This window comes from Citrobacter freundii complex sp. CFNIH4, from assembly GCF_002934505.1.
Lineage (GTDB): Bacteria > Pseudomonadota > Gammaproteobacteria > Enterobacterales > Enterobacteriaceae > Citrobacter > Citrobacter freundii.
This window is the reverse complement of record NZ_CP026231.1, coordinates 4063183-4082706: the sequence shown is the minus strand read 5'-3', so window position 1 is coordinate 4082706 and position 19524 is coordinate 4063183. Positions and strand designations below refer to the sequence as shown.

Here is a 19524-nt window from a genome sequence, read left to right as displayed (position 1 = left end):
CGTAGGCCGGATAAGCGTAGCGCCATCCGGCGCTGTTCAGGAATCAAACTTCCATGTCTTCATCTCGTCCGGTGTTCCGTTCGCGCTGGCTTCCCTATTTACTGGTGGCTCCGCAGCTGGTTATCACCGTTATTTTCTTTATCTGGCCTGCCGGTGAAGCGCTGTGGTACTCGCTACAATCCGTTGATCCGTTTGGTCTTTCCAGCCAGTTTGTCGGACTGGAAAACTTTGTCGCGCTGTTTCATGACCCGTACTACCTCGACTCATTCTGGACCACCATTAAGTTCAGTACGTTAGTCACGCTAAGCGGTCTGCTGGTGTCGTTATTTTTTGCGGCGTTGGTGAATTACGTGGTGCGCGGCAGCCGTTTTTACCAAACGCTAATGCTGTTGCCTTACGCCGTTGCGCCCGCCGTTGCCGCCGTATTGTGGATCTTCCTGTTTAACCCAGGGCGCGGGCTGATTACCCATTTTCTCGGTGAGTTTGGCTATGACTGGAACCATGCGCAAAACAGCGGTCAGGCAATGTTCCTGGTGGTGTTTGCGTCGGTCTGGAAGCAGATTAGTTACAACTTCCTGTTCTTCTTTGCCGCACTGCAGTCTATTCCTCGCTCGCTGATCGAAGCCGCCGCGATTGACGGTGCGGGGCCGGTTCGCCGCTTCTTTAAACTGGAGCTGCCGCTCATTGCCCCGGTGAGCTTCTTCCTGCTGGTGGTGAATCTGGTGTATGCCTTCTTTGACACCTTCCCGGTGATTGATGCTGCCACTGCAGGCGGGCCGGTACAGGCGACCACGACGCTGATTTATAAGATCTATCGCGAAGGTTTTGTCGGGCTGGATCTGGCTTCTTCCGCTGCACAATCGGTGGTGCTGATGTTCCTGGTCATTATTTTGACGGTGGTGCAGTTCCGCTATGTGGAAAGTAAGGTGCGTTACCAATGATTGAGAACCGTCGTGGGCTGACAATATTCAGCCATGCCATGTTGATTATGGGGATCATGGTAATCCTGTTTCCGTTGTACGTCGCGTTTGTCGCGGCGACGCTGGACAACAAAGCGGTGTTTGAGACGCCGATGACGCTGGTTCCCGGCACGCAGCTGCTGGAAAACATGAAATACATCTGGGTCAACGGCGTGGGCGTCAACAGCGCGCCGTTCTGGCTGATGATGCTCAACAGTTTCATCATGGCGTTCAGCATTACGGTAGGGAAAATTACTGTCTCTATGCTTTCCGCATTTGCCATCGTCTGGTTTCGCTTTCCGCTGCGCAACCTGTTCTTCTGGATGATTTTTATCACCCTGATGCTGCCGGTTGAGGTGCGTATTTTCCCGACGGTAGAAGTGATCGCCAACCTGAAGATGCTCGACAGCTATGCGGGTCTGACACTGCCGTTGATGGCATCTGCGACAGCGACTTTCCTGTTCCGTCAGTTCTTTATGACCCTGCCGGATGAACTGGTTGAGGCGGCGCGTATTGACGGCGCGTCACCAATGCGTTTTTTCCGCGATATCGTACTACCGCTGTCAAAAACCAATCTGGCGGCGCTGTTCGTTATTACCTTTATCTACGGCTGGAACCAGTATCTGTGGCCGTTGTTAATTATTACCGACGTCAATTTGGGCACTGCGGTGGCGGGTATCAAAGGCATGATTGCCACCGGTGAAGGCACCACGCAGTGGAACCAGGTAATGGCCGCCATGCTGCTGACGCTCATCCCTCCGGTAATCATCGTGTTAGCCATGCAGCGTGCCTTCGTACGTGGCCTGGTCGATAGTGAGAAATAAAAATGGCTGGTTTAAAACTACAGGCAGTAACCAAAAGCTGGGACGGCAAAACCCAGGTGATTAAACCGTTGACGCTGGACGTCGCGGACGGGGAATTTATTGTGATGGTTGGGCCATCCGGCTGCGGTAAGTCTACGCTGCTGCGGATGGTGGCAGGGCTTGAACGGGTAAGCGGCGGCGATATCTGGATTGATAATAAACGCGTCACCGAGATGGAGCCGAAGGATCGCGGCATTGCGATGGTCTTTCAAAACTATGCTCTCTACCCGCATATGAGCGTGGAAGAAAACATGGCCTGGGGGCTGAAAATCCGCGGGATGGGCAAGGAGCATATTGCTGAGCGGGTAAAAGAGGCGGCACGTATTCTCGAGCTGGGTGAGCTGCTCAAACGTCGTCCGCGCGAACTTTCCGGCGGCCAGCGCCAGCGCGTAGCGATGGGACGAGCGATTGTGCGTGACCCGGCGGTATTCTTGTTCGATGAGCCGCTTTCTAACCTTGATGCCAAGCTGCGCGTACAGATGCGTCTGGAGTTACAACATCTGCATCGCCGACTGAAAACCACCTCGCTGTACGTGACGCACGATCAGGTTGAAGCGATGACCCTCGCCCAACGGGTAATGGTAATGAACAAAGGTATTGCCGAGCAAATCGGCACCCCAGTTGAGGTGTATGAAAAACCCGCCAGCCGCTTTGTGGCGAGCTTTATTGGCAGCCCGGCGATGAATCTGCTCGATGGGCGCATCAGCGCTACGGGTACCCATTTTGAGCTGGAGGGCGGCATGACGTTACCCATTGGCAGAAGCGCCAGGGAGTGTATTGGGCGTAACATGACGCTGGGTATCCGCCCGGAGCATATTGCGCTAAGCTCGCAGGCCGAAGGCGGCGTGCCGCTGGTCGTCGACACGCTGGAAATGCTGGGTGCGGATAATCTGGCACATGGACGTTGGGGTGAGCAAAAGCTGGTGGTGCGACTGGCGCATCAGCATCGCCCGACGGCAGGCAGTACGCTGTGGCTGCATCTGCCAGAACATCATCTGCATCTTTTTGATGGCGAAACAGGACAACGCGTATGAATAACTGGCCTTACCCCCATATTGTCGCCCATCGCGGCGGCGGTAAGTTAGCCCCGGAAAACACCCTGGCGGCAATCGACATGGGGGCGCAATATGGGCATACCATGATCGAGTTTGACGCTAAATTGTCGAAAGACGGTGAGATCTTCTTACTGCATGACGACAACCTGGAACGCACCAGTAACGGCTGGGGCGTGGCTGGCGAATTGAACTGGCAGGATCTATTGCGCGTGGACGCCGGCGGCTGGTTTAGCGGTGAGTTTAAAGGCGAACCGTTGCCGCTGCTCTCGCAAGTTGCTGAGCGCTGTCGCCAGCACGGCATGATGGCAAATATTGAGATCAAACCCACCACCGGGACGGGGGCGCTCACCGGGAAGGTCGTGGCGCTGGCCGCACGTGAACTGTGGGCGGGAATGACGCCACCACTGTTGTCATCCTTTGAAATTGATGCGCTAAAAGCGGCGCAGCAGGCGGTGCCTGAACTGCCGAGAGGTTTGCTGCTGGATGAATGGCGCGAGGACTGGCGTGAGCTGACCACGCGGCTTGGCTGCGTCTCTATTCATCTTAATCATAAGCTGCTGGATGAGGCGCGCGTGGATGCGCTGCGCGATGCTGGGCTACGTATTCTGGTTTATACCGTCAACCGACCCCAGCGCGCGGCAGAACTGCTGCGCTGGGGCGTAGACAGCATCTGTACCGATGCCATTGATACCATTGGTCCGGATTTCCAGCCCAGTTAAGGCCCAATCGTTTTTAACGGAACGTTAGGTTGCGGCGTGCTGGAGGGCTTCAGCATGTCGCCGTTCTTTTTCTCCGACAGCATATGTTGCTTATTCAGCGAGCTGTCCGGATTACGGGTTCCACTCAACATCCCTCCGTTGCTGTTAGGCAGCATTTGCTGCTGTCCAGGATTCAACTCGCCCGGCTGAGACTGCAGCACGCGCTGGGTGTTGGTGTTGATTTGGTTTTCCATATGCTGTTGCTGCATGCGCGTCTGCGTTTGCAACTGCTGGTTGAGCATCCCTTTCTGCTGAATCTGCTGTGATTGCATTTGGGTTTGCATACGCTGCTGACTCGGGATCTGATAACCGGGTTGATTCGGGTTATTCATGGTGTTGATGGGCTGTGCAAAGCCTGCAAAAGGCAAGAGCATGGCTAAAAGTAAGAGTCGTTTCATCGCTTTTCTCCTCTCGGGGATCATTTAAGTTTACTCCTTTCTCGCCGTTACGATGATTATTTCAGAGTTATGCACCAGGCTTAGTGGGGGCCGACCCCCGTACATCTGGAGAATAACGATGATAAAACCGACATTTATACGCCGGGTAGCCATTGCTGCTCTGCTCTCAGGAAGTTGTTTTAGCGTGGCTGCCGCGCCGGCTGCGCCACCGCCGGTATCCTACGGTGTCGAGGAAGATGTGTTCCATCCCGTTCGCGCGCAACAGGGGATGGTGGCTTCCGTAGATGCTTTAGCCACCCAGGTTGGGGTGGATATTCTGAAACAGGGCGGGAATGCCGTTGATGCCGCTGTAGCCGTTGGTTACGCGCTGGCGGTGACGCATCCGCAGGCGGGCAATCTGGGCGGCGGCGGGTTTATGCTGCTGCGTACCAAAGACGGTAACACCACGGCGATCGATTTTCGTGAAATGGCTCCCGCTGGCGCGACCCGCGACATGTTCCTCGATGAACAGGGCAACGCCGATGCGAAAAAGTCGCTAACCTCACATCTGGCATCCGGTACGCCGGGTACCGTGGCGGGTTTCTCGCTGGCGCTGGAGAAATACGGCACGATGCAGCTGAACAAAGTCGTGCGCCCGGCAATGAAGCTAGCGGAAGAAGGCTTTGTGGTTAACGACGCGCTGGCTGACGATCTGAAAACCTATGGCAGCGAAGTGCTCCCTAATCACGAGAACAGCAAAGCCATTTTCTGGAAAGACGGCGAGCCGCTGAAAAAGGGCGACAAGCTGGTGCAAACGAACCTGGCGAAAAGCCTGGAGATGATTGCCGAGAACGGTCCGGATGCGTTTTATAAAGGGGCAATTGCCGATCAGATTGCGGAGGAAATGCAGAAAAACGGCGGGTTGATGACCAAAGAGGATTTAGCCAGCTATAAAGCCGTGGAGCGTACGCCGATTAGCGGCGACTATCGCGGGTATCAGGTCTTCTCCATGCCACCGCCGTCCTCTGGCGGTATTCACATCGTGCAGATCCTCAATATTCTCGAAAACTTCGATATGAAGAAGTACGGGTTTGGCAGCGCTGATGCCATGCAGGTAATGGCTGAAGCGGAGAAATATGCCTACGCCGACCGCTCGGAGTATCTGGGCGACCCGGATTTTGTGAAAGTACCGTGGCAGGCGCTGACCAATAAAGCCTATGCCAAATCGCTTGCCGATCAAATTGATATCAACAAGGCTAAGCCTTCCAGCCAGATCAAACCTGGCAAGCTCGCGCCGTATGAAAGCAATCAGACCACCCATTTCTCGGTGGTGGATAAAGACGGTAATGCCGTGGCGGTGACGTATACCCTGAACACCACCTTTGGCACCGGGATTGTGGCGGGTAACACCGGCATTCTGCTTAATAACGAAATGGACGATTTCTCCGCCAAGCCGGGCGTGCCGAACGTTTATGGGCTGGTGGGTGGCGATGCTAACGCGGTTGGGCCGAAGAAGCGTCCGCTGTCATCAATGTCGCCGACTATCGTGGTAAAAGACGGGAAAACCTGGCTGGTTACCGGCAGCCCTGGCGGGAGCCGAATCATCACCACCGTGCTGCAAATGGTAGTCAACAGCATTGATTTTGGAATGAACGTCGCCGAAGCGACCAACGCGCCGCGCTTCCATCATCAGTGGTTGCCCGATGAACTGCGCGTTGAGAAAGGGTTTAGCCCGGATACTATTAAACTGCTGGAGCAAAAAGGGCAAAAAGTCGTGCTAAAAGAGGCGATGGGCAGTACGCAGAGCATTATGGTTGGACCGGATGGTGCACTGTATGGCGCGTCCGACCCACGTTCCGTGGATGATTTAACGGCGGGATACTGATTTTTGATTAATAGCCCGGTGTCAGGCACCGGGCGTTTTGTTGGCTATGCCGTGAGCAACCGCGCTGGGTTATCAATACAGAGCCTGCGTAGAGTATCGTTGTCTACTCCACGGGCGGCCAGATAGGCGAGGAAAACATTCGGGACAAATCCCCAACCGTTCCCCCCATTTTTTGCCCACATCTGTTTGAGAAAAACATCATGGCTTAAAACTATCTGATCGGCGTAACCCAATTCAATCAGATGTGCTACCGCATCTGCGGTTTCCTGAACGCCTGGGGCGATACCTTCTTTTGGGAAAGTGATGTCCAGGCCAATCATGTCAAATTCAAGCCATACGCCTCGATCGAGCATTTTTCGTTGATAGGCAACATCTTTTCCCGAAGGGTCTGAATGCGCCAGCGAGACTTTTGCCGGAGAGACGTTCATCTCTTCAAGGACAATATCCAGCACCTCATCACCCAGCCGCAGCCACCCTGGCATATGGATATTCATCGCAGTATGAGGATTATTACGTTGTGCCAGAGAAGCCGCTCGCAGACTGTTGCGTTCCGCCTGCGTAAAAGCGGGTGATACGCCAATTTCACCTATCATGCCGGCGCGAATATCCGTCTCGCCTATCCCCTGATTCAGTTCCTTATCAATAAGTGAGGCTAACAACTCGACAGGTTTGTGGATCCTGGCACTTTCAAACTTCTCCAGATAAGGTCCTGATGAAGCTACGATGTTCAAACCGGTTTTTAATGCCACTTCTCGCAATGACAAGACATCTCGACCGATAGATTCAGAACCTGTCGCGTCGACAATCGTCCTGCCTCCCAGTGACATAAAGTTGTTGATTTCAAAGATGACATCATCAATTTCCTTTCTGTCCATGTTATCGGCGCAGCAGTAGGGATCATGTTTCAATCCCCACTGCAGATCAGCGCTGACCTTTTTCCCCACGAGTTGCTGTGAGAATTCATAATGCGGTTCGTCAACAACCGATGATAAATCGTTAAACAGATGCTCATGCGGTAGCGTCAGACCCATATCCGTGTGCGCCACTGGGCCTGTCACGGTTTGCAGGAAACCTTTCATCCTGACACCTCCATTTTTTGCGCCATTTTGGATGCTCTGTATTCGGGGATGGTGGTAACAATTGCGCCTATTAGCGCAAACAGCGTCCCAATGATCGTGACCAGATAGACCGTATTACCCAGTGACGGGATAAGTTCATCAATCAACACTGAGCCAAGCAATTGACCCGCGGTAGAAGCAACACCGAGCATCAACAGCCCTAAGCCTCTGACCAGAATCGCCATCAGCCCGATGGACAGCAGACCCAGCGGGCCACCGAGATACATCCACCACGTATCGGGTAACTGGACGGTGACATGACCTAATGCGACACGTATCGCCAGCGCAGCGCCCAGCACACAAAAGCCGACGATGAAGTTCCAGGTAATGGAAACCAGCATAGAGCCCGTTGCCTCGGCAACTTTGGCATTTCCAGCAGGCTGCCAGCCAGCGAGTAATCCTGCCAAAAATGGAAGGATAGCGAGCAGGATAAAGGAGGTTGAATGCCACTGTGGTGACACGACAAAAATCGTGGCAATAACAGCGAACAATGCGCCAGTAACGCGCCATGGCGTGAAGTATTTCTTCTCATCCACACCGACACCAAAACGGTCGCACAGCAGGCCGGAAAGGAGGAGGGCGGAAATTAATGCAGTTTGAAACGTGGCAACGCCCAACGCGCTGGCTGATGCCCCTTCCGAAAATACAACCATCGCCCCGCATAATCCGGCAAACCAATTCCACAACGGGATTTTTCGCGTTTTAATCAGGGCTGGGATCGACGCGAATTGCTGGCGTGTTTCTTTGCGCGCAATAATAATAAAAAACATGACGACCAGACCACTGGCGAATGAGATTACTGCGCAAGCATTTCCATCCTGCAACCAGTGTCCCAATTGTCCATTAACGGCAGACTGCATAGGGGAAAGCATACCGGCTAAGATAGTTGCAAGCATCAGTAAGGGGGTTGAGTACTTATTCTTGTTCATACATCAATCCTTATATTTTATAAAAGGAGTAACTTTCGTTACTCCATTGTTTTTTATTTTCTGGCGATGAATTGAAGCGTGTTAACCCACAGGTCGGTATAAAACGGCCAGGACATAAATTGCTGTGTTCCCCAGTGCGGCGAACAGTCGCTCATGAAGCAGGCGGTTTTACCCTGTTGGTATTCACCGAACACTAACAGTGGGTCATTATTTATTGTTAAAACAACATCGGCATCTTCTCTGGCGACAACCTGGTTATATCCAAGAAATACCGGGTAGTCGGAGAATCCGTTAACGACAGGATGTTCAGGGGAAATAGCCTCAGCGTAGATACCCTCTGGTTTTTCTACCCGGTCATCGCCGTTAAACATAATAACTGGTAAAACCTCGGCAAGAATGGTGTTCTTGTAATTAGCTTTTGCCTCAATACCCATAAATGACAGATAGCCGCCAATCATGAGCAGTCCACCACCATTTTTGACATACTCTTTAATTGATTCCAGGGCATTCGGCTTTATTTTTAGCTGATAGAACGTCTCGTTTTGCAGCAGGAACGTATTGCTGCCGATATCGCTAATGACAATGACATCGTAACGGTTTAGCTCATTAACGCTTTCTGGAAATGCGATTTGCACGGTGTGAGCGGGCATGTAATCAACTTCTACTCCACCTTTCTTTAAGCATTCCAGTAACCATGTGGCACCCTCTTCATATTTACTGGAGGTAAAACTGTCATAGCCTTTTGAATGGATCATGTGAATATGCCAGGATTCTCCAATAAAGAGCACCTTTAGTTTTTTCTGTGTATTATTCATAGTCTGCTCCTTCATTTAGTGAGTCGAGATAGTTTGTTTGTAATGCGAACCTTGAATGCGATGAAGAACGGATTCGTTTTCTGGCATGTCAGAGGCATTGGGTGTTTCAACAGCAAGCGAGGCGAATGCACTGGCGTAGCACAATGCAGATGCCAGTGATTTTCCTTTAGCAAGGCCAGATGCGAGTGCACCATTGAAGGCATCGCCCGCTCCTGCGGTATTTTTTACAACTGCCGGGAATGCCGGAGAATAGATGAATTGTGTTCCGTCATAAGCGAGGGAGCCTTTGCTCCCTAGGGTGATAATGGTATTTTTGACGCCTTTCTGATGAATAATCTTTGCCGCACTTTTTGCCGACTCAATATCATTGACGGACATATTTGCCAGCAGACCCGCTTCGGTTTCATTTGGCGTGATATAATCAATATTATCAATGATGGTATTGACCATTTCATTGTATGGTGCTGGGTTGATAATGACAGGGATATCATTTTTCTGTGCGAGACGAATGGTTTGGTGAAGCGCCTCGTAATTTGTCTCCAGTTGTACGAGAACAATATCTGAATGAACGATGGCTTCTTTTTGTATGGTGATTTCATCAGGGGAAATTGTCATGTTAGCACCGGGGTAGATAGCGATGACGTTATCCCCGGTATCTCCATTCACCATAATAGTAGCTGTACCTGTTTGTGTTTCTTTGGTCTGATAGATAACGCTTTTATGGATTTTTGATGAGTTTATAAAATTAATGGCGTAATCACTGAAATGGTCTGACCCTACTTTAGTAATAAAATGCACATCAGAATCGGCATAGCTTGCAGCTAATGCCTGATTGCATCCTTTACCTCCGGGCGAAAAAATAAATTTATCGGCAAGTAATGATTCGCCTGTCGAGGGGAGCCTCGGTAGGTAACTGATAATATCAACATTGAACGAGCCAATAACACATACATTATTCTTCATGGCAGAGAGACCTTTTTTTATTTTCTGCGCTGATTCATATTTTTCCAGCACATAAGCAATTTCGTTTTTTGCAACGTTATCAAGAGAGTCAAGGGTAATAAATGCACCACCATGACAGCGAGTGAGATATCCCTGTCCGGCAAGTTCATTGAGATCTGAGCGAATAGTTTCCTTTGTTACCTTGAGACTTTTCGCCAGATTTGAAACTTTTACAACTCCCGAAATACTGATTTCTTTCAATATTCTATGATGGCGTTCAAATTTCATTTTTTACCTCACCGTGGTTAAGTTAGTCCCAGGGGAAGTATATTGTTGTGATTGTCACCATAAAGTGATGGCAGAAACCAAAAAAAAACAAAAATGTAATATTAATATTATTAAAGTTAAGATAAATAGCGATGAAGATAGTAAGTAAAATAACCCTATGATTCAGGTGGTTGTTACGCCTGAAGATGACGGCGGAGGCGATGGACTGCAATCAACAACTTTATGCCAGGATTGGATGGCAATTCCGCTTTTGGATGTAACGACGGGGAAATTAAGGATAATGACCTACAGCCTTCTGAACGTTGCAGGTCTTATTAGTTCCTTAAGGAACATACTGTTGCAGTGATTCAGACCAGTGAAATATTTGGCTGCTTTTATCCTGCAGGTTCACGACCTCTAAATCATAAAATCCCTGCGTCTTTGCCGACCGCAATTTCAGGATGTACTTACTCTCGCTGATGTCGTGCTGCCTTGTGCCGTCTTTATTCCAGTCTCCGGCGATATCCGAATAGTAATAAACAAGGTCAGAAAACACGTTGATTATCTTGCTGTCTTTGATGGTGTAGAGTTCCAGCACTTCATAAAACGCTCCGCCGCCGGAGTAGGCATCGGAGTAGCCACCGCGCACTCCGAACGCCAGAGTATCGGGAGCGATCCGGTACGGTGCCAGATCCAATTTTGTATAATAAGCCAGCGGTCTGACGGACTCATCATCGCTCTCTTTCTCGGCAGCTTTATTCCACGCTGAGATCTGGTTTAATGGTTTTTCCGAGCGGGCAATCGGCTGCAGCTGTTGGTTCTGCCAGGAGAAAACGCCGAGATATAATTTATTGGCGCGTCCGTTGTTGTAGTTTTCCGGACAGGTGTTATCCGCATACTTTTTTGCCTGCCCGGCATCGGCCTGATTGTCAGCAAAACAGGCAATGCCAATATATTTACCCTCTTTTCCCCAGGCTTTGGCGCCGGTGAGGATCAGATTATTAGGATTTTCGTTCGGCGCAACCCAGCCAATCCACTGGTTCTCTGATAATCCCTGTGGAAGTTCACCAAATCCTTTCGCAGGTGTTGCCCCTGCCATTTGCTCAGCAAAAATCTGTTTACCTTCAGTATGTTGAATAACGCCGGGTACGGCATCGAGATTTTGTACGGTAGTGGCAAAAGCTGGGGAGAGCGAGGCCAGTAAAACCAGGGGAACAAACTTTTTCACTATTGCGTCCTTTCAATAAGCAGGGCGATAAGACTCGCCCTTAAATTTATTTCACGCGTGCCATAAAATATGCATCCACGTACTCGCCGTTGCGCAGGCCGTATTTCTTACCTGTCCCTTCGATCTCAAAGCCATGCTTTTTATAGACCGCAACCGCAGGTTCGTTATCCACAAACACTGTTAACTCGATACGGTCGACGCGCAGCCAGTTGTCGCACATGTCGATCATCGTACGGAGAAGCGCGCTGGCAACACCGCGATTCTGCCAGCGGGCATCAACGCAGATACCAAAATCGGCCACGTGGCTGCGGCGCGGGCGCTGCGCGACCTCAATACAGAGATGTCCGACGACGATATCGTCAATGCACGCGACCAGTTGTTTGATTCCGACCCGTTCGGTTAGTCGCTCTTGCCACATCTCCATGGAAGGATGAGGAACCTGTAGCGTGTTGTGATACACCTCTGGCTGGGCATGGATCTGACGAATTGCGTCGTAATCTTTCGGTTCAGCGTGGCGTATCACTATCTCACTCATTCCTTATCTCCTTCAGGGTTAATTGAGTCTTTACCCTCGCTGAGAAAGAAAATTCCGTCAACTGCATTTTTTTGCAAAAAGAAGTAGACAAGTGCGAATGAGAATGATTATTATTGCTCTGCGTTCAGGGGAACCCCTACGGAGAACCTGAAAGCACGACATTGCTCACATTGCTTCCAGTATTACTTTAGCCAGCTTTTGCTGGCTTTTTTTTTTGGGGTTTTGTTTCAGCCTGGCTTACTTGTCATTTTGTCCCCGGGATGATGCCGGATGGCGCTTGCGCTTATCCGGCCTACGGCTGAGACCTGGGTTTTGTAGGCCGGATAAGGCAACGCCGCATCCGGCAAAGAATCCAACATTCAGTCTCCAGCCGCTTTGCGCTATGGTGTAGACAATCACCTTCAAAAGGACTGTCTCATGACCTTACACTGCGCATTTATTGGTTTTGGTAAAAGTACCACTCGCTACCATTTGCCGTACGTCCTCAACCGCAAGAATAGCTGGCATGTCGCGCATATTTTCCGCCGTAACGCCAGGCCGGAAGAGCAGGCCCCGCAGTATTCACATATTCACTTCACCAGCGACCTCGACGAGATCTTAAACGATCCGCAGGTGAAGTTAGTGATCGTTTGTACCCATGCTGACAGCCATTTTGACTACGCCAAACGTGCGCTTGAGGCGGGTAAAAACGTGCTGGTTGAGAAACCGTTCACGCCGACGCTGGCAGAAGCAAAAGTGCTGTTCGAACTGGCGCAAAGCAAAGGGCTGACCGTTACGCCGTATCAGAATCGCCGTTTTGACTCCTGCTTTCTCACTGCTAAAAAAGCGATTGAGAGCGGCAAGCTCGGCGAAATTGTTGAGGTTGAAAGCCATTTCGATTACTACCGTCCCGAGGCGGAAACTAAGCCGGGACTGCCGCAGGACGGCGCATTTTATGGCCTGGGCGTACACACCATGGATCAGATTATCTCGCTGTTCGGACGCCCCGATCATGTGGCCTATGACATCCGCAGCCTGCGTAATAAAGCGAACCCGGACGATACCTTTGAAGCGCAGCTGTTTTACGGCGACCTGAAAGCCATTGTTAAAACCAGTCATCTGGTGAAAATCGACTATCCGAAGTTTATCGTCCATGGCACCAAAGGCTCGTTTGTGAAGTACGGCATCGACCAGCAGGAAACCAGTCTGAAGGCCAATATCATGCCGGGTGAGCCAGGTTTCGCTGCTGATGATTCCATCGGAATGCTGGAGTATGTCAACGATGACGGCATCACAGTAAAAGAAGAGGTGAAGCCGGAGGTGGGGGATTACGGTCGCGTCTATGATGCGCTGTACCAGACGCTGACCGCCGGTACGCCTAATTACGTCAAGGAATCTGAAGTTCTAACCAACCTGGAGATCCTCGAACGCGCCTTCGAACAGGCATCTCCGGCGACGATAACCCTCGCCAAATAGCCTGCACAGACTCCTCTGGGTTTATTCATATTTTTTGAACAGAGGAGTCAATTTTCACCCTCTATGATCCCAGGCGGATTGAGTCCACACTTACTCCATCGAAAACATCTGGGGGTGAACACAATGATCTATTTACGCAAAGCTAACGACCGCGGTCATGCGAATCATGGCTGGCTCGATTCCTGGCATACCTTCTCTTTTGCCAACTACTATGACCCGAACTTTATGGGGTTCTCGGCACTGCGCGTGATTAACGATGACGTGATTGACGCAGGCCAGGGCTTTGGCACTCACCCCCATAAAGACATGGAAATCCTGACCTACGTGCTGGAAGGCGCGGTGGAACATCAGGACAGCATGGGCAACAAAGAGCAGGTGCCGGCCGGAGAGTTTCAGATTATGAGCGCCGGGACGGGGATCCGTCACTCGGAGTACAACCCGAGTAATACTGAGAAGCTGCATCTGTATCAGATCTGGATCATGCCGCAGGAAAACGGTATTACGCCGCGCTATGAACAGCGCCGTTTCGATGCCGCTCAGGGTAAACAACTGGTGCTGTCGCCTGATGCCCGCGATGGCTCACTGAAAGTGTACCAGGATATGGAGCTGTACCGTTGGGCGCTGGTCAAAGATGAGCAGTCGGTACATCAGATTGCCGCTGAACGTCGCGTCTGGATCCAGGTCGTTAAAGGCAACGTCACCATTAACGGAACCAAAGCGACTACCAGCGACGGTCTGGCAATCTGGGATGAACAGGCAATTTCGATTCATGCCGACAGCGACAGCGAAGTATTGCTGTTTGACTTGCCGCCTGTATAACGTGCTGGAACCTGATGTAGGCCGGATAAGACGCGAAAGCGTCGACATCCGGCTTTTCATCGTTTGTCATTAATTCCATGCGTCCGTGGTAAACTGGGGGAATCTATCCCTTTTTAACGCTTCAGGACGATGAAAAAGAAAAGACCCGTACTTCAGGATGTAGCCGACCGCGTGGGCGTGACCAAAATGACGGTCAGTCGCTTTTTGCGTAACCCGGAGCAGGTCTCCGTGGCGCTGCGGGGCAAAATTGCCGCTGCACTTGATGAGCTGGGTTATATTCCCAATCGCGCTCCTGATATTCTTTCTAACGCCACCAGTCGCGCTATCGGCGTGTTGTTACCGTCTCTCACTAACCAGGTTTTTGCTGAAGTGTTACGCGGCATTGAGGCCGCCACCGACGCCCATGGTTATCAAACTATGCTCGCGCACTACGGCTATAAGCCAGAGATGGAACAAGAGCGCCTGGAATCGATGCTGTCGTGGAATATCGATGGCCTGATCCTCACCGAACGTAGCCATACGCCTCGTACGCTGAAAATGATTGAGGTCGCCGGTATCCCGGTGGTTGAGCTGATGGACAGCCAGTCCCCGTGCCTGGATATCGCCGTCGGTTTCGACAACTTTGAAGCCGCGCGCCAGATGACTGCCGCTATCATCGCCCGCGGGCACCGTCATGTTGCCTATCTTGGCGCACGTCTTGATGAACGTACTATCATCAAACAGAGGGGCTACGAGCAGGCAATGCGCGATGCCAACCTGGTGCCGTACAGCGTGATGGTGGAACAGTCTTCTTCCTACTCCTCCGGTATTGAACTCATCCGTCAGGCGCGGCGCGAATACCCGCAGCTCGACGGCATTTTCTGTACCAACGATGACCTGGCGGTAGGGGCGGCCTTCGAATGCCAGCGTTTAGGGCTAAAAATCCCGGATGACATGGCGATTGCCGGATTCCACGGTCACGACATCGGACAGGTGATGGAGCCGCGTCTGGCGAGCGTGCTCACGCCGCGTGAACGCATGGGCAGCATTGGTGCTGAACGCCTGCTGGCGCGCATCCGTGGTGAAGCAGTCACACCTAAAATGTTAGATTTAGGTTTCACCTTGTCACCGGGCGGATCTATTTAAGCCAACAAGTTTGAAGTAGCTCACACTTATACACTTCGAGCACGAATGGATATTGCTTCCCTATTTATCCGGCTGGACAATGTTACCGATAACAGTTACCCGTAACAATTTCCAGATTCTTGTACCAGTGGGGGCAACGCTTTGAGCACGACTAATCATGATCACCACGTTTACGTTCTGATGGGCGTATCGGGCAGCGGTAAATCTGCTGTCGCCAGCGAAGTGGCGCATCAACTGCAGGCCGCGTTTCTTGATGGCGATTTTCTCCATCCGCGCAGCAACATCATGAAAATGGCTTCCGGTGAGCCACTCAACGATGATGACCGTAAACCGTGGTTACAGGCGCTGAATGACGCCGCCTTTGCGATGCAGCGTACCAACAAGGTTTCGCTGATCGTCTGTTCCGCTCTGAAAAAAGTCTATCGCGACCAGCTACGCGAAGGTAACCCGAACCTCTCTTTCATCTATCTGAAAGGGGATTTTGACGTTATCGAAAGCCGTCTAAAAGCGCGTAAAGGCCACTTCTTCAAAACGCAGATGCTGGTGACCCAGTTTGAAGCGCTGGAAGAACCAGGTGCGAATGAAAACGATGTACTGGTGGTCGATATCGATCAACCACTGGACGGTGTGGTCGCCAGCACCATTGAGGTTATTAACCAGGGCAGTAAGTAGTGAGTACATTAACGCTTGTTTTAACAGCAGTAGGGTCCGTTTTATTACTGCTGTTTTTAGTGATGAAGGCGCGTATGCACGCCTTCCTTGCTTTGATGGTGGTGTCTATTGGTGCAGGTCTCTTTTCCGGTATGCCGCTCGATAAAATCGCCGCGACTATGGAAAAAGGGATGGGAGGCACGCTCGGTTTCCTGGCGATTGTTGTGGCGTTGGGGGCGATGTTCGGCAAGATTTTGCATGAGACCGGCGCAGTTGATCAAATTGCCGTCAAAATGCTGAAATCCTTCGGCCACAGCCGCGCACATTACGCGATTGGCCTGGCCGGGCTTATCTGTGCGCTACCGCTGTTCTTTGAGGTGGCGATTGTGCTGCTGATCAGCGTGGCGTTCTCGATGGCGCGTCACACCGGTACCAACCTGGTTAAATTAGTCATTCCGTTGTTTGCAGGCGTAGCGGCGGCTGCGGCGTTTTTACTGCCGGGGCCAGCGCCGATGTTGCTGGCTTCGCAGATGCACGTTGACTTTGGCTGGATGATCCTGATTGGCCTGTGTGCCGCGATTCCGGGCATGATTATCGCCGGGCCGCTGTGGGGTAATTTCATCAGCCGTTACGTTGAGCTGAACATTCCTGATGACATTACCGAGCCGCATCTGGGCGAAGGTAAAATGCCGTCCTTCGGCTTTAGCTTGTCGCTGATCCTGCTGCCGCTGGTATTGGTTGGTCTGAAAACCATCGCCGCGCGCTTTGTGCCGGTTGGTTCTTCAACTTACGAATGGTTTGAGTTTATCGGTCACCCGTTTACCGCGATTCTGGTTGCCTGTCTGGTGGCGATTTACGGTCTGGCGATTCGCCAGGGTATGCCAAAAGACAAAGTGATGGAGATCTGCGGTCATGCGCTGCAACCGGCGGGGATTATCCTGCTGGTGATTGGTGCAGGTGGCGTGTTTAAACAAGTGCTGGTTGATTCCGGCGTCGGTCCGGCGCTGGGCGAAGCGTTAACCGGAATGGGTCTGCCGATTGCCATTACCTGCTTCGTGCTGGCGGCAGCGGTGCGTATCATTCAGGGTTCCGCGACTGTGGCCTGCTTAACGGCGGTCGGTCTGGTGATGCCGGTGATTGAACAGTTAAACTTCTCCGGCGCACAGATGGCGGCACTGTCTATTTGTATCGCAGGCGGCTCGATCGTGGTCAGCCACGTTAACGACGCCGGTTTCTGGTTGTTCGGTAAATTTACCGGCGCAACGGAAGCACAAACGTTGAAGACCTGGACGATGATGGAAACCATCCTCGGTACGGTCGGCGCGATTGTCGGTATGATTGCTTTCCAGCTGTTGAGCTGAGTCTTGTTGCCCGGTGGCGCTTGCGCTTACCGGGCCTGGAAACGAGCACACATCCGCATCGTAGGCCGGGTAAGCGCAAGCGCCACCCGGCTTTTTTACAGCACCATCACACCATCCTCGGTTTTCAACCAACGCGGCGCTTTCAGCGTGTCGGCGAAATAGCCCACCAAATCCTGCAACAAATCACCCGCTACTCGCTCCATATCATCAGAAAGCGTTTTGCTCATCAGCAAATGCGTCAAAAGCTGGCAGTAACGCCCCATCTGGTCGGGCTCAGGCTCGAAAAGGGGAAAACGGGTCGGTAAGGTTTCTACCGTCAGGCTGGCCTGTAGATGCTGCGGTACAGGCTCCGTTAAGGTCGGTTGTAATAACGCCAGACAGGCCGACAGACGTGCACAAATCGCCAGTTTTTCAACCGGGTCATGGCATTCAACCAGCCCTTCGACAAAACGCTCGCAGTTATCCGCCAGTTCGGTGAAGTCCGTGGCATGGCTAAAGGGCAGGATAAATAAAGAGTGTGAAAAGAGAGGGGTAGTCGCCATAGGGCAGCCTCCAATGAGTGAAATTTACCACCACCGAAGGGACCAACCTTTGGGTGGCGGACTGAACGGAGTTGGTCCTACCGGCCTCATTGGATACCGGCGCGCCTTACGACGCCACCGTCCAGCCCACCATTGAGGTGTAGCTGGTCGCACGATAAAAGTGAATTTTATCGCGAATGAGGTAATCAGGGGACCAATCCTGACACCTGATTTTGCAGGTGCAGCGAGAAGATAATGCTAATCCACGATGCTGACAAGAGGGCATTCCGGAAGGCGCTTCGCAGAAATGAAAATACGTTATATCAGCGACTTAAAAGCATAAGGAATACCTGAAATTACAGCGCAATACCGTTCAGTTAAGCATGTAGGGTGAACATGTGATTATTGCTCAGGTTTCCGTTCACCTCAGTGGTGTCATTTCTTTGAAGCGCTGACACCCGTGAACGTGCAAGGGAGGCTCACCGCCGCCTCCCTTGCAACCCAGGCTCCCGGCGGGAAAATCGTCGCTGCGCGAGTTATTCGTCTTATTCCGTCTGCCTGTCGGGTCGGGGCCGAGCCTGCGTCCCTGCAGGCCGTCCCCTCTGCCCGCATCCCTGCGGGCAGACCCGGTCAGCCGTCAACGCCTCATCGATTTTCAGCCGGACCGGTGTCATCGCTTCAACGCTCTGACTTCCAGTTAAATTTGTTTTGCTGTCCAAACCTGTTCAAATAAAAACGCAGATGGTCAGGTGTGGGCTGGCCCGGCTGAAAATTGCCGACGTGTTTCCGTAAGGCCGGGGGAGCCAGCATGGATGCTGGCTCAGGGCGCGTTTTACAGGGACGTTTCCTCGCGCCCGGCCCGGTAGCCTGGAGGAATAAGCGGAGGGTATTGCGCAGCAACAATTTTCCTGCCGGAGAGCCGGGATTGTTAAGGGGGCTGCGTAGCCCCCTTAACACGTTCACCGATGAAGAAACTCCAGAGAAGCAACGAACATAACGTGAACGGAACCGTTCTCTGAAATGCCATGTTCTTCCAGTTTCAACACCATTGCTCGGTGGCGCTATGCTTACCGGGCCTACAAATGAGCACACATCCACATCGTAGGCCGGGTAAGGCGAAGCCGCCACCCGGCGTGAAACGAGTACATCACCCCTTCATCCACATCCGTACGCCGTCGAGGAACATCTGGGTGGCCATCATCACCAGAATCAGCCCCATCAGGCGCTCCAGCGCGTTCACCCCTTTCTCCCCCAGCAGACGCAAAAACAGCGACGACTGCAACAGAATCACAAACGTACCGCCCCAGGCGATCAGCAGCGCAATCACCAGATGCCCCATCTGGTTTGGGTATTGATGCGACAACAGCATTAATGAAGCCAGGATTGTCGGACCGGCTACCAGCGGGATCGCCAGCGGCACGATAAACGGCTCTTCACCCGCCGGAAGCCCGGTGCTATTCCCGGTGGCGCTGGGGAAAATCATCTTAATGGCGATCAGGAACAAAATGATGCCCCCGGAAATCGACACGGTTTCCGCGCGCAGATTCAGAAATGCCAGAATTTTCTCGCCCGCAAACAGGAATATCAGCATCACCAACAGCGCAATGAACAGCTCGCGAATCATAATCGCGCGGCGGCGTTTTGGTTCGGTATGTTTCAATACGGACATGAAAATGGGCAGATTTCCGAGTGGATCCATAATCAGGATCAATAAAACTGCCGCTGAAATGATTTCATTCATAACTCAAATTCCCTGATAATTACCACGGACTTTCTGCTTGCTTGCGCAGCGGGATAAGTCGCATTACTGATGGCTTCGCTATCATTGATTAATTTCACTTGCGACTTTGGCTGCATTTTG

General features: G+C 51.9%; 20 protein-coding genes. 10 read left to right on the top strand and 10 right to left on the bottom strand.

The genetic code is table 11. The features are described from left to right. Nucleotides 1–53: 53 nt before the first annotated feature. Genes ugpA through ugpQ form a run of 4 tightly spaced genes read left to right on the top strand, consistent with a single transcriptional unit; the run spans nt 54 to nt 3596 of the window. Nucleotides 54–941 (top strand): sn-glycerol-3-phosphate ABC transporter permease UgpA, encoded by an 888-nt coding sequence (gene ugpA, locus C2U41_RS20955; RefSeq protein ID WP_103848245.1) that lies wholly within the window; start codon nt 54–56, stop codon nt 939–941. Beyond that, entirely contained in the window at nt 938–1783 is an 846-nt protein-coding gene (gene ugpE, locus C2U41_RS20950) for a sn-glycerol-3-phosphate ABC transporter permease UgpE (protein WP_003023450.1), read from the top strand. Before ugpA ends, ugpE begins: the two co-directional genes overlap by 4 nt. Nucleotides 1784–1785: 2 nt before the next feature. After that, nucleotides 1786–2856, top strand: coding sequence for a sn-glycerol-3-phosphate import ATP-binding protein UgpC (locus C2U41_RS20945; RefSeq protein ID WP_003837845.1), 1071 nt, complete (start codon nt 1786–1788; stop codon nt 2854–2856). Continuing rightward, nucleotides 2853–3596, top strand: coding sequence for a glycerophosphodiester phosphodiesterase (ugpQ, locus tag C2U41_RS20940; RefSeq protein WP_103848246.1), 744 nt, complete (start codon nt 2853–2855; stop codon nt 3594–3596). Before C2U41_RS20945 ends, ugpQ begins: the two co-directional genes overlap by 4 nt. On the opposite strand, the gene C2U41_RS20935 is transcribed toward ugpQ, so the two are convergent. Then, complete coding sequence (locus tag C2U41_RS20935; RefSeq protein ID WP_003023456.1) at nt 3593–4033, bottom strand: DUF2756 family protein; 441 nt, start codon at nt 4031–4033, stop codon at nt 3593–3595. The genes ugpQ and C2U41_RS20935 overlap by 4 nt on opposite strands. 118 nt (nt 4034–4151) lie before the next feature. On the opposite strand from C2U41_RS20935, the gene ggt reads away from it, so the two are divergent. Continuing rightward, the gene (gene ggt, locus C2U41_RS20930; protein WP_103848247.1) at nt 4152–5897 is read left to right on the top strand and encodes a gamma-glutamyltransferase; all 1746 of its coding nucleotides are present in this window, start codon (nt 4152–4154) and stop codon (nt 5895–5897) included. Between the two features lie 44 nt (nt 5898–5941). Here the strand turns inward: ggt and C2U41_RS20925 are convergent, their stop codons facing one another. From C2U41_RS20925 to C2U41_RS30020, 7 genes are all read right to left on the bottom strand, one after another. Continuing rightward, nucleotides 5942–6976 carry a phosphotriesterase family protein gene (locus C2U41_RS20925; RefSeq protein WP_003023461.1) on the bottom strand — a complete coding sequence of 345 codons (1035 nt, stop codon included), beginning with the start codon at nt 6974–6976 and terminating at the stop codon, nt 5942–5944. Next, nucleotides 6973–7944 carry a DMT family transporter gene (locus C2U41_RS20920; RefSeq protein WP_003023463.1) on the bottom strand — a complete coding sequence of 324 codons (972 nt, stop codon included), beginning with the start codon at nt 7942–7944 and terminating at the stop codon, nt 6973–6975. The genes C2U41_RS20925 and C2U41_RS20920 overlap by 4 nt, the downstream gene beginning before the upstream one ends. 53 nt (nt 7945–7997) lie before the next feature. Next, the gene (locus tag C2U41_RS20915; protein ID WP_103848248.1) at nt 7998–8759 is read right to left on the bottom strand and encodes a glutamine amidotransferase; all 762 of its coding nucleotides are present in this window, start codon (nt 8757–8759) and stop codon (nt 7998–8000) included. A gap of 15 nt (nt 8760–8774) precedes the next feature. Further along, nucleotides 8775–9989: a PfkB family carbohydrate kinase gene (locus C2U41_RS20910; RefSeq protein ID WP_003023466.1), complete on the bottom strand. Its 1215-nt coding sequence runs from the start codon at nt 9987–9989 to the stop codon at nt 8775–8777. A 322-nt stretch (nt 9990–10311) separates the two neighbouring features. Then, on the bottom strand, nt 10312–11196 hold the full coding sequence (locus tag C2U41_RS20905; protein ID WP_032937247.1) for a hypothetical protein: 885 nt from the start codon (nt 11194–11196) through the stop codon (nt 10312–10314). A gap of 46 nt (nt 11197–11242) precedes the next feature. Further along, nucleotides 11243–11731: an N-acetyltransferase gene (gene yhhY / locus C2U41_RS20900; RefSeq protein ID WP_003023469.1), complete on the bottom strand. Its 489-nt coding sequence runs from the start codon at nt 11729–11731 to the stop codon at nt 11243–11245. A 227-nt stretch (nt 11732–11958) separates the two neighbouring features. Further along, nucleotides 11959–12090 carry a hypothetical protein gene (locus C2U41_RS30020; protein WP_009364666.1) on the bottom strand — a complete coding sequence of 44 codons (132 nt, stop codon included), beginning with the start codon at nt 12088–12090 and terminating at the stop codon, nt 11959–11961. Nucleotides 12091–12148: 58 nt separating this feature from the next. Between C2U41_RS30020 and C2U41_RS20895 the strand changes: the two genes are divergently transcribed. The 5 genes from C2U41_RS20895 (at nt 12149) to gntU (ending at nt 17142) form a co-directional block, all read left to right on the top strand. Continuing rightward, nucleotides 12149–13186 (top strand): oxidoreductase, encoded by a 1038-nt coding sequence (locus tag C2U41_RS20895; protein ID WP_003837856.1) that lies wholly within the window; start codon nt 12149–12151, stop codon nt 13184–13186. Nucleotides 13187–13309: 123 nt separating this feature from the next. Beyond that, the gene (gene yhhW / locus C2U41_RS20890) at nt 13310–14005 is read left to right on the top strand and encodes a quercetin 2,3-dioxygenase (RefSeq protein WP_003023472.1); all 696 of its coding nucleotides are present in this window, start codon (nt 13310–13312) and stop codon (nt 14003–14005) included. A 129-nt stretch (nt 14006–14134) separates the two neighbouring features. Next, entirely contained in the window at nt 14135–15130 is a 996-nt protein-coding gene (gene gntR, locus C2U41_RS20885; RefSeq protein WP_103848249.1) for a gluconate operon transcriptional repressor GntR, read from the top strand. 141 nt (nt 15131–15271) lie between these two features. After that, complete coding sequence (gntK, locus tag C2U41_RS20880) at nt 15272–15802, top strand: gluconokinase (protein WP_044701393.1); 531 nt, start codon at nt 15272–15274, stop codon at nt 15800–15802. Beyond that, nucleotides 15802–17142, top strand: a complete 1341-nt coding sequence (gene gntU, locus C2U41_RS20875) for a gluconate transporter (RefSeq protein ID WP_103848250.1) — start codon at nt 15802–15804, stop codon at nt 17140–17142. Before gntK ends, gntU begins: the two co-directional genes overlap by 1 nt. A gap of 95 nt (nt 17143–17237) precedes the next feature. Here the strand turns inward: gntU and C2U41_RS20870 are convergent, their stop codons facing one another. Together C2U41_RS20870 and yhgN are read right to left on the bottom strand one after the other, a co-directional pair. Then, nucleotides 17238–17684, bottom strand: coding sequence for a hypothetical protein (locus C2U41_RS20870; protein WP_103848251.1), 447 nt, complete (start codon nt 17682–17684; stop codon nt 17238–17240). 1126 nt (nt 17685–18810) lie between these two features. Continuing rightward, nucleotides 18811–19404, bottom strand: coding sequence for an NAAT family transporter YhgN (gene yhgN / locus C2U41_RS20860; RefSeq protein WP_003023480.1), 594 nt, complete (start codon nt 19402–19404; stop codon nt 18811–18813). Nucleotides 19405–19524 lie beyond the last annotated feature (120 nt).

Bases quoted from the DNA above. Each gene is read 5' to 3' on its own strand.
- ugpE (WP_003023450.1), top strand. From the start codon at position 938: ATGATTGAGAACCGTCGTGGGCTGACAATATTCAGCCATGCCATGTTG.
- C2U41_RS30020 (WP_009364666.1), bottom strand. From the start codon at position 12,090: ATGTTGGATTCTTTGCCGGATGCGGCGTTGCCTTATCCGGCCTACAAA.
- yhhW (WP_003023472.1), top strand. From the start codon at position 13,310: ATGATCTATTTACGCAAAGCTAACGACCGCGGTCATGCGAATCATGGC.
- C2U41_RS20925 (WP_003023461.1), bottom strand. From the start codon at position 6,976: ATGAAAGGTTTCCTGCAAACCGTGACAGGCCCAGTGGCGCACACGGAT.
- C2U41_RS20935 (WP_003023456.1), bottom strand. From the start codon at position 4,033: ATGAAACGACTCTTACTTTTAGCCATGCTCTTGCCTTTTGCAGGCTTT.
- C2U41_RS20870 (WP_103848251.1), bottom strand. From the start codon at position 17,684: ATGGCGACTACCCCTCTCTTTTCACACTCTTTATTTATCCTGCCCTTT.
- C2U41_RS20915 (WP_103848248.1), bottom strand. From the start codon at position 8,759: ATGAATAATACACAGAAAAAACTAAAGGTGCTCTTTATTGGAGAATCC.
- gntR (WP_103848249.1), top strand. From the start codon at position 14,135: ATGAAAAAGAAAAGACCCGTACTTCAGGATGTAGCCGACCGCGTGGGC.
- yhhY (WP_003023469.1), bottom strand. From the start codon at position 11,731: ATGAGTGAGATAGTGATACGCCACGCTGAACCGAAAGATTACGACGCA.
- C2U41_RS20910 (WP_003023466.1), bottom strand. From the start codon at position 9,989: ATGAAATTTGAACGCCATCATAGAATATTGAAAGAAATCAGTATTTCG.
- ugpQ (WP_103848246.1), top strand. From the start codon at position 2,853: ATGAATAACTGGCCTTACCCCCATATTGTCGCCCATCGCGGCGGCGGT.
- yhgN (WP_003023480.1), bottom strand. From the start codon at position 19,404: ATGAATGAAATCATTTCAGCGGCAGTTTTATTGATCCTGATTATGGAT.
- ugpA (WP_103848245.1), top strand. From the start codon at position 54: ATGTCTTCATCTCGTCCGGTGTTCCGTTCGCGCTGGCTTCCCTATTTA.
- C2U41_RS20920 (WP_003023463.1), bottom strand. From the start codon at position 7,944: ATGAACAAGAATAAGTACTCAACCCCCTTACTGATGCTTGCAACTATC.
- C2U41_RS20945 (WP_003837845.1), top strand. From the start codon at position 1,786: ATGGCTGGTTTAAAACTACAGGCAGTAACCAAAAGCTGGGACGGCAAA.
- ggt (WP_103848247.1), top strand. From the start codon at position 4,152: ATGATAAAACCGACATTTATACGCCGGGTAGCCATTGCTGCTCTGCTC.
- C2U41_RS20895 (WP_003837856.1), top strand. From the start codon at position 12,149: ATGACCTTACACTGCGCATTTATTGGTTTTGGTAAAAGTACCACTCGC.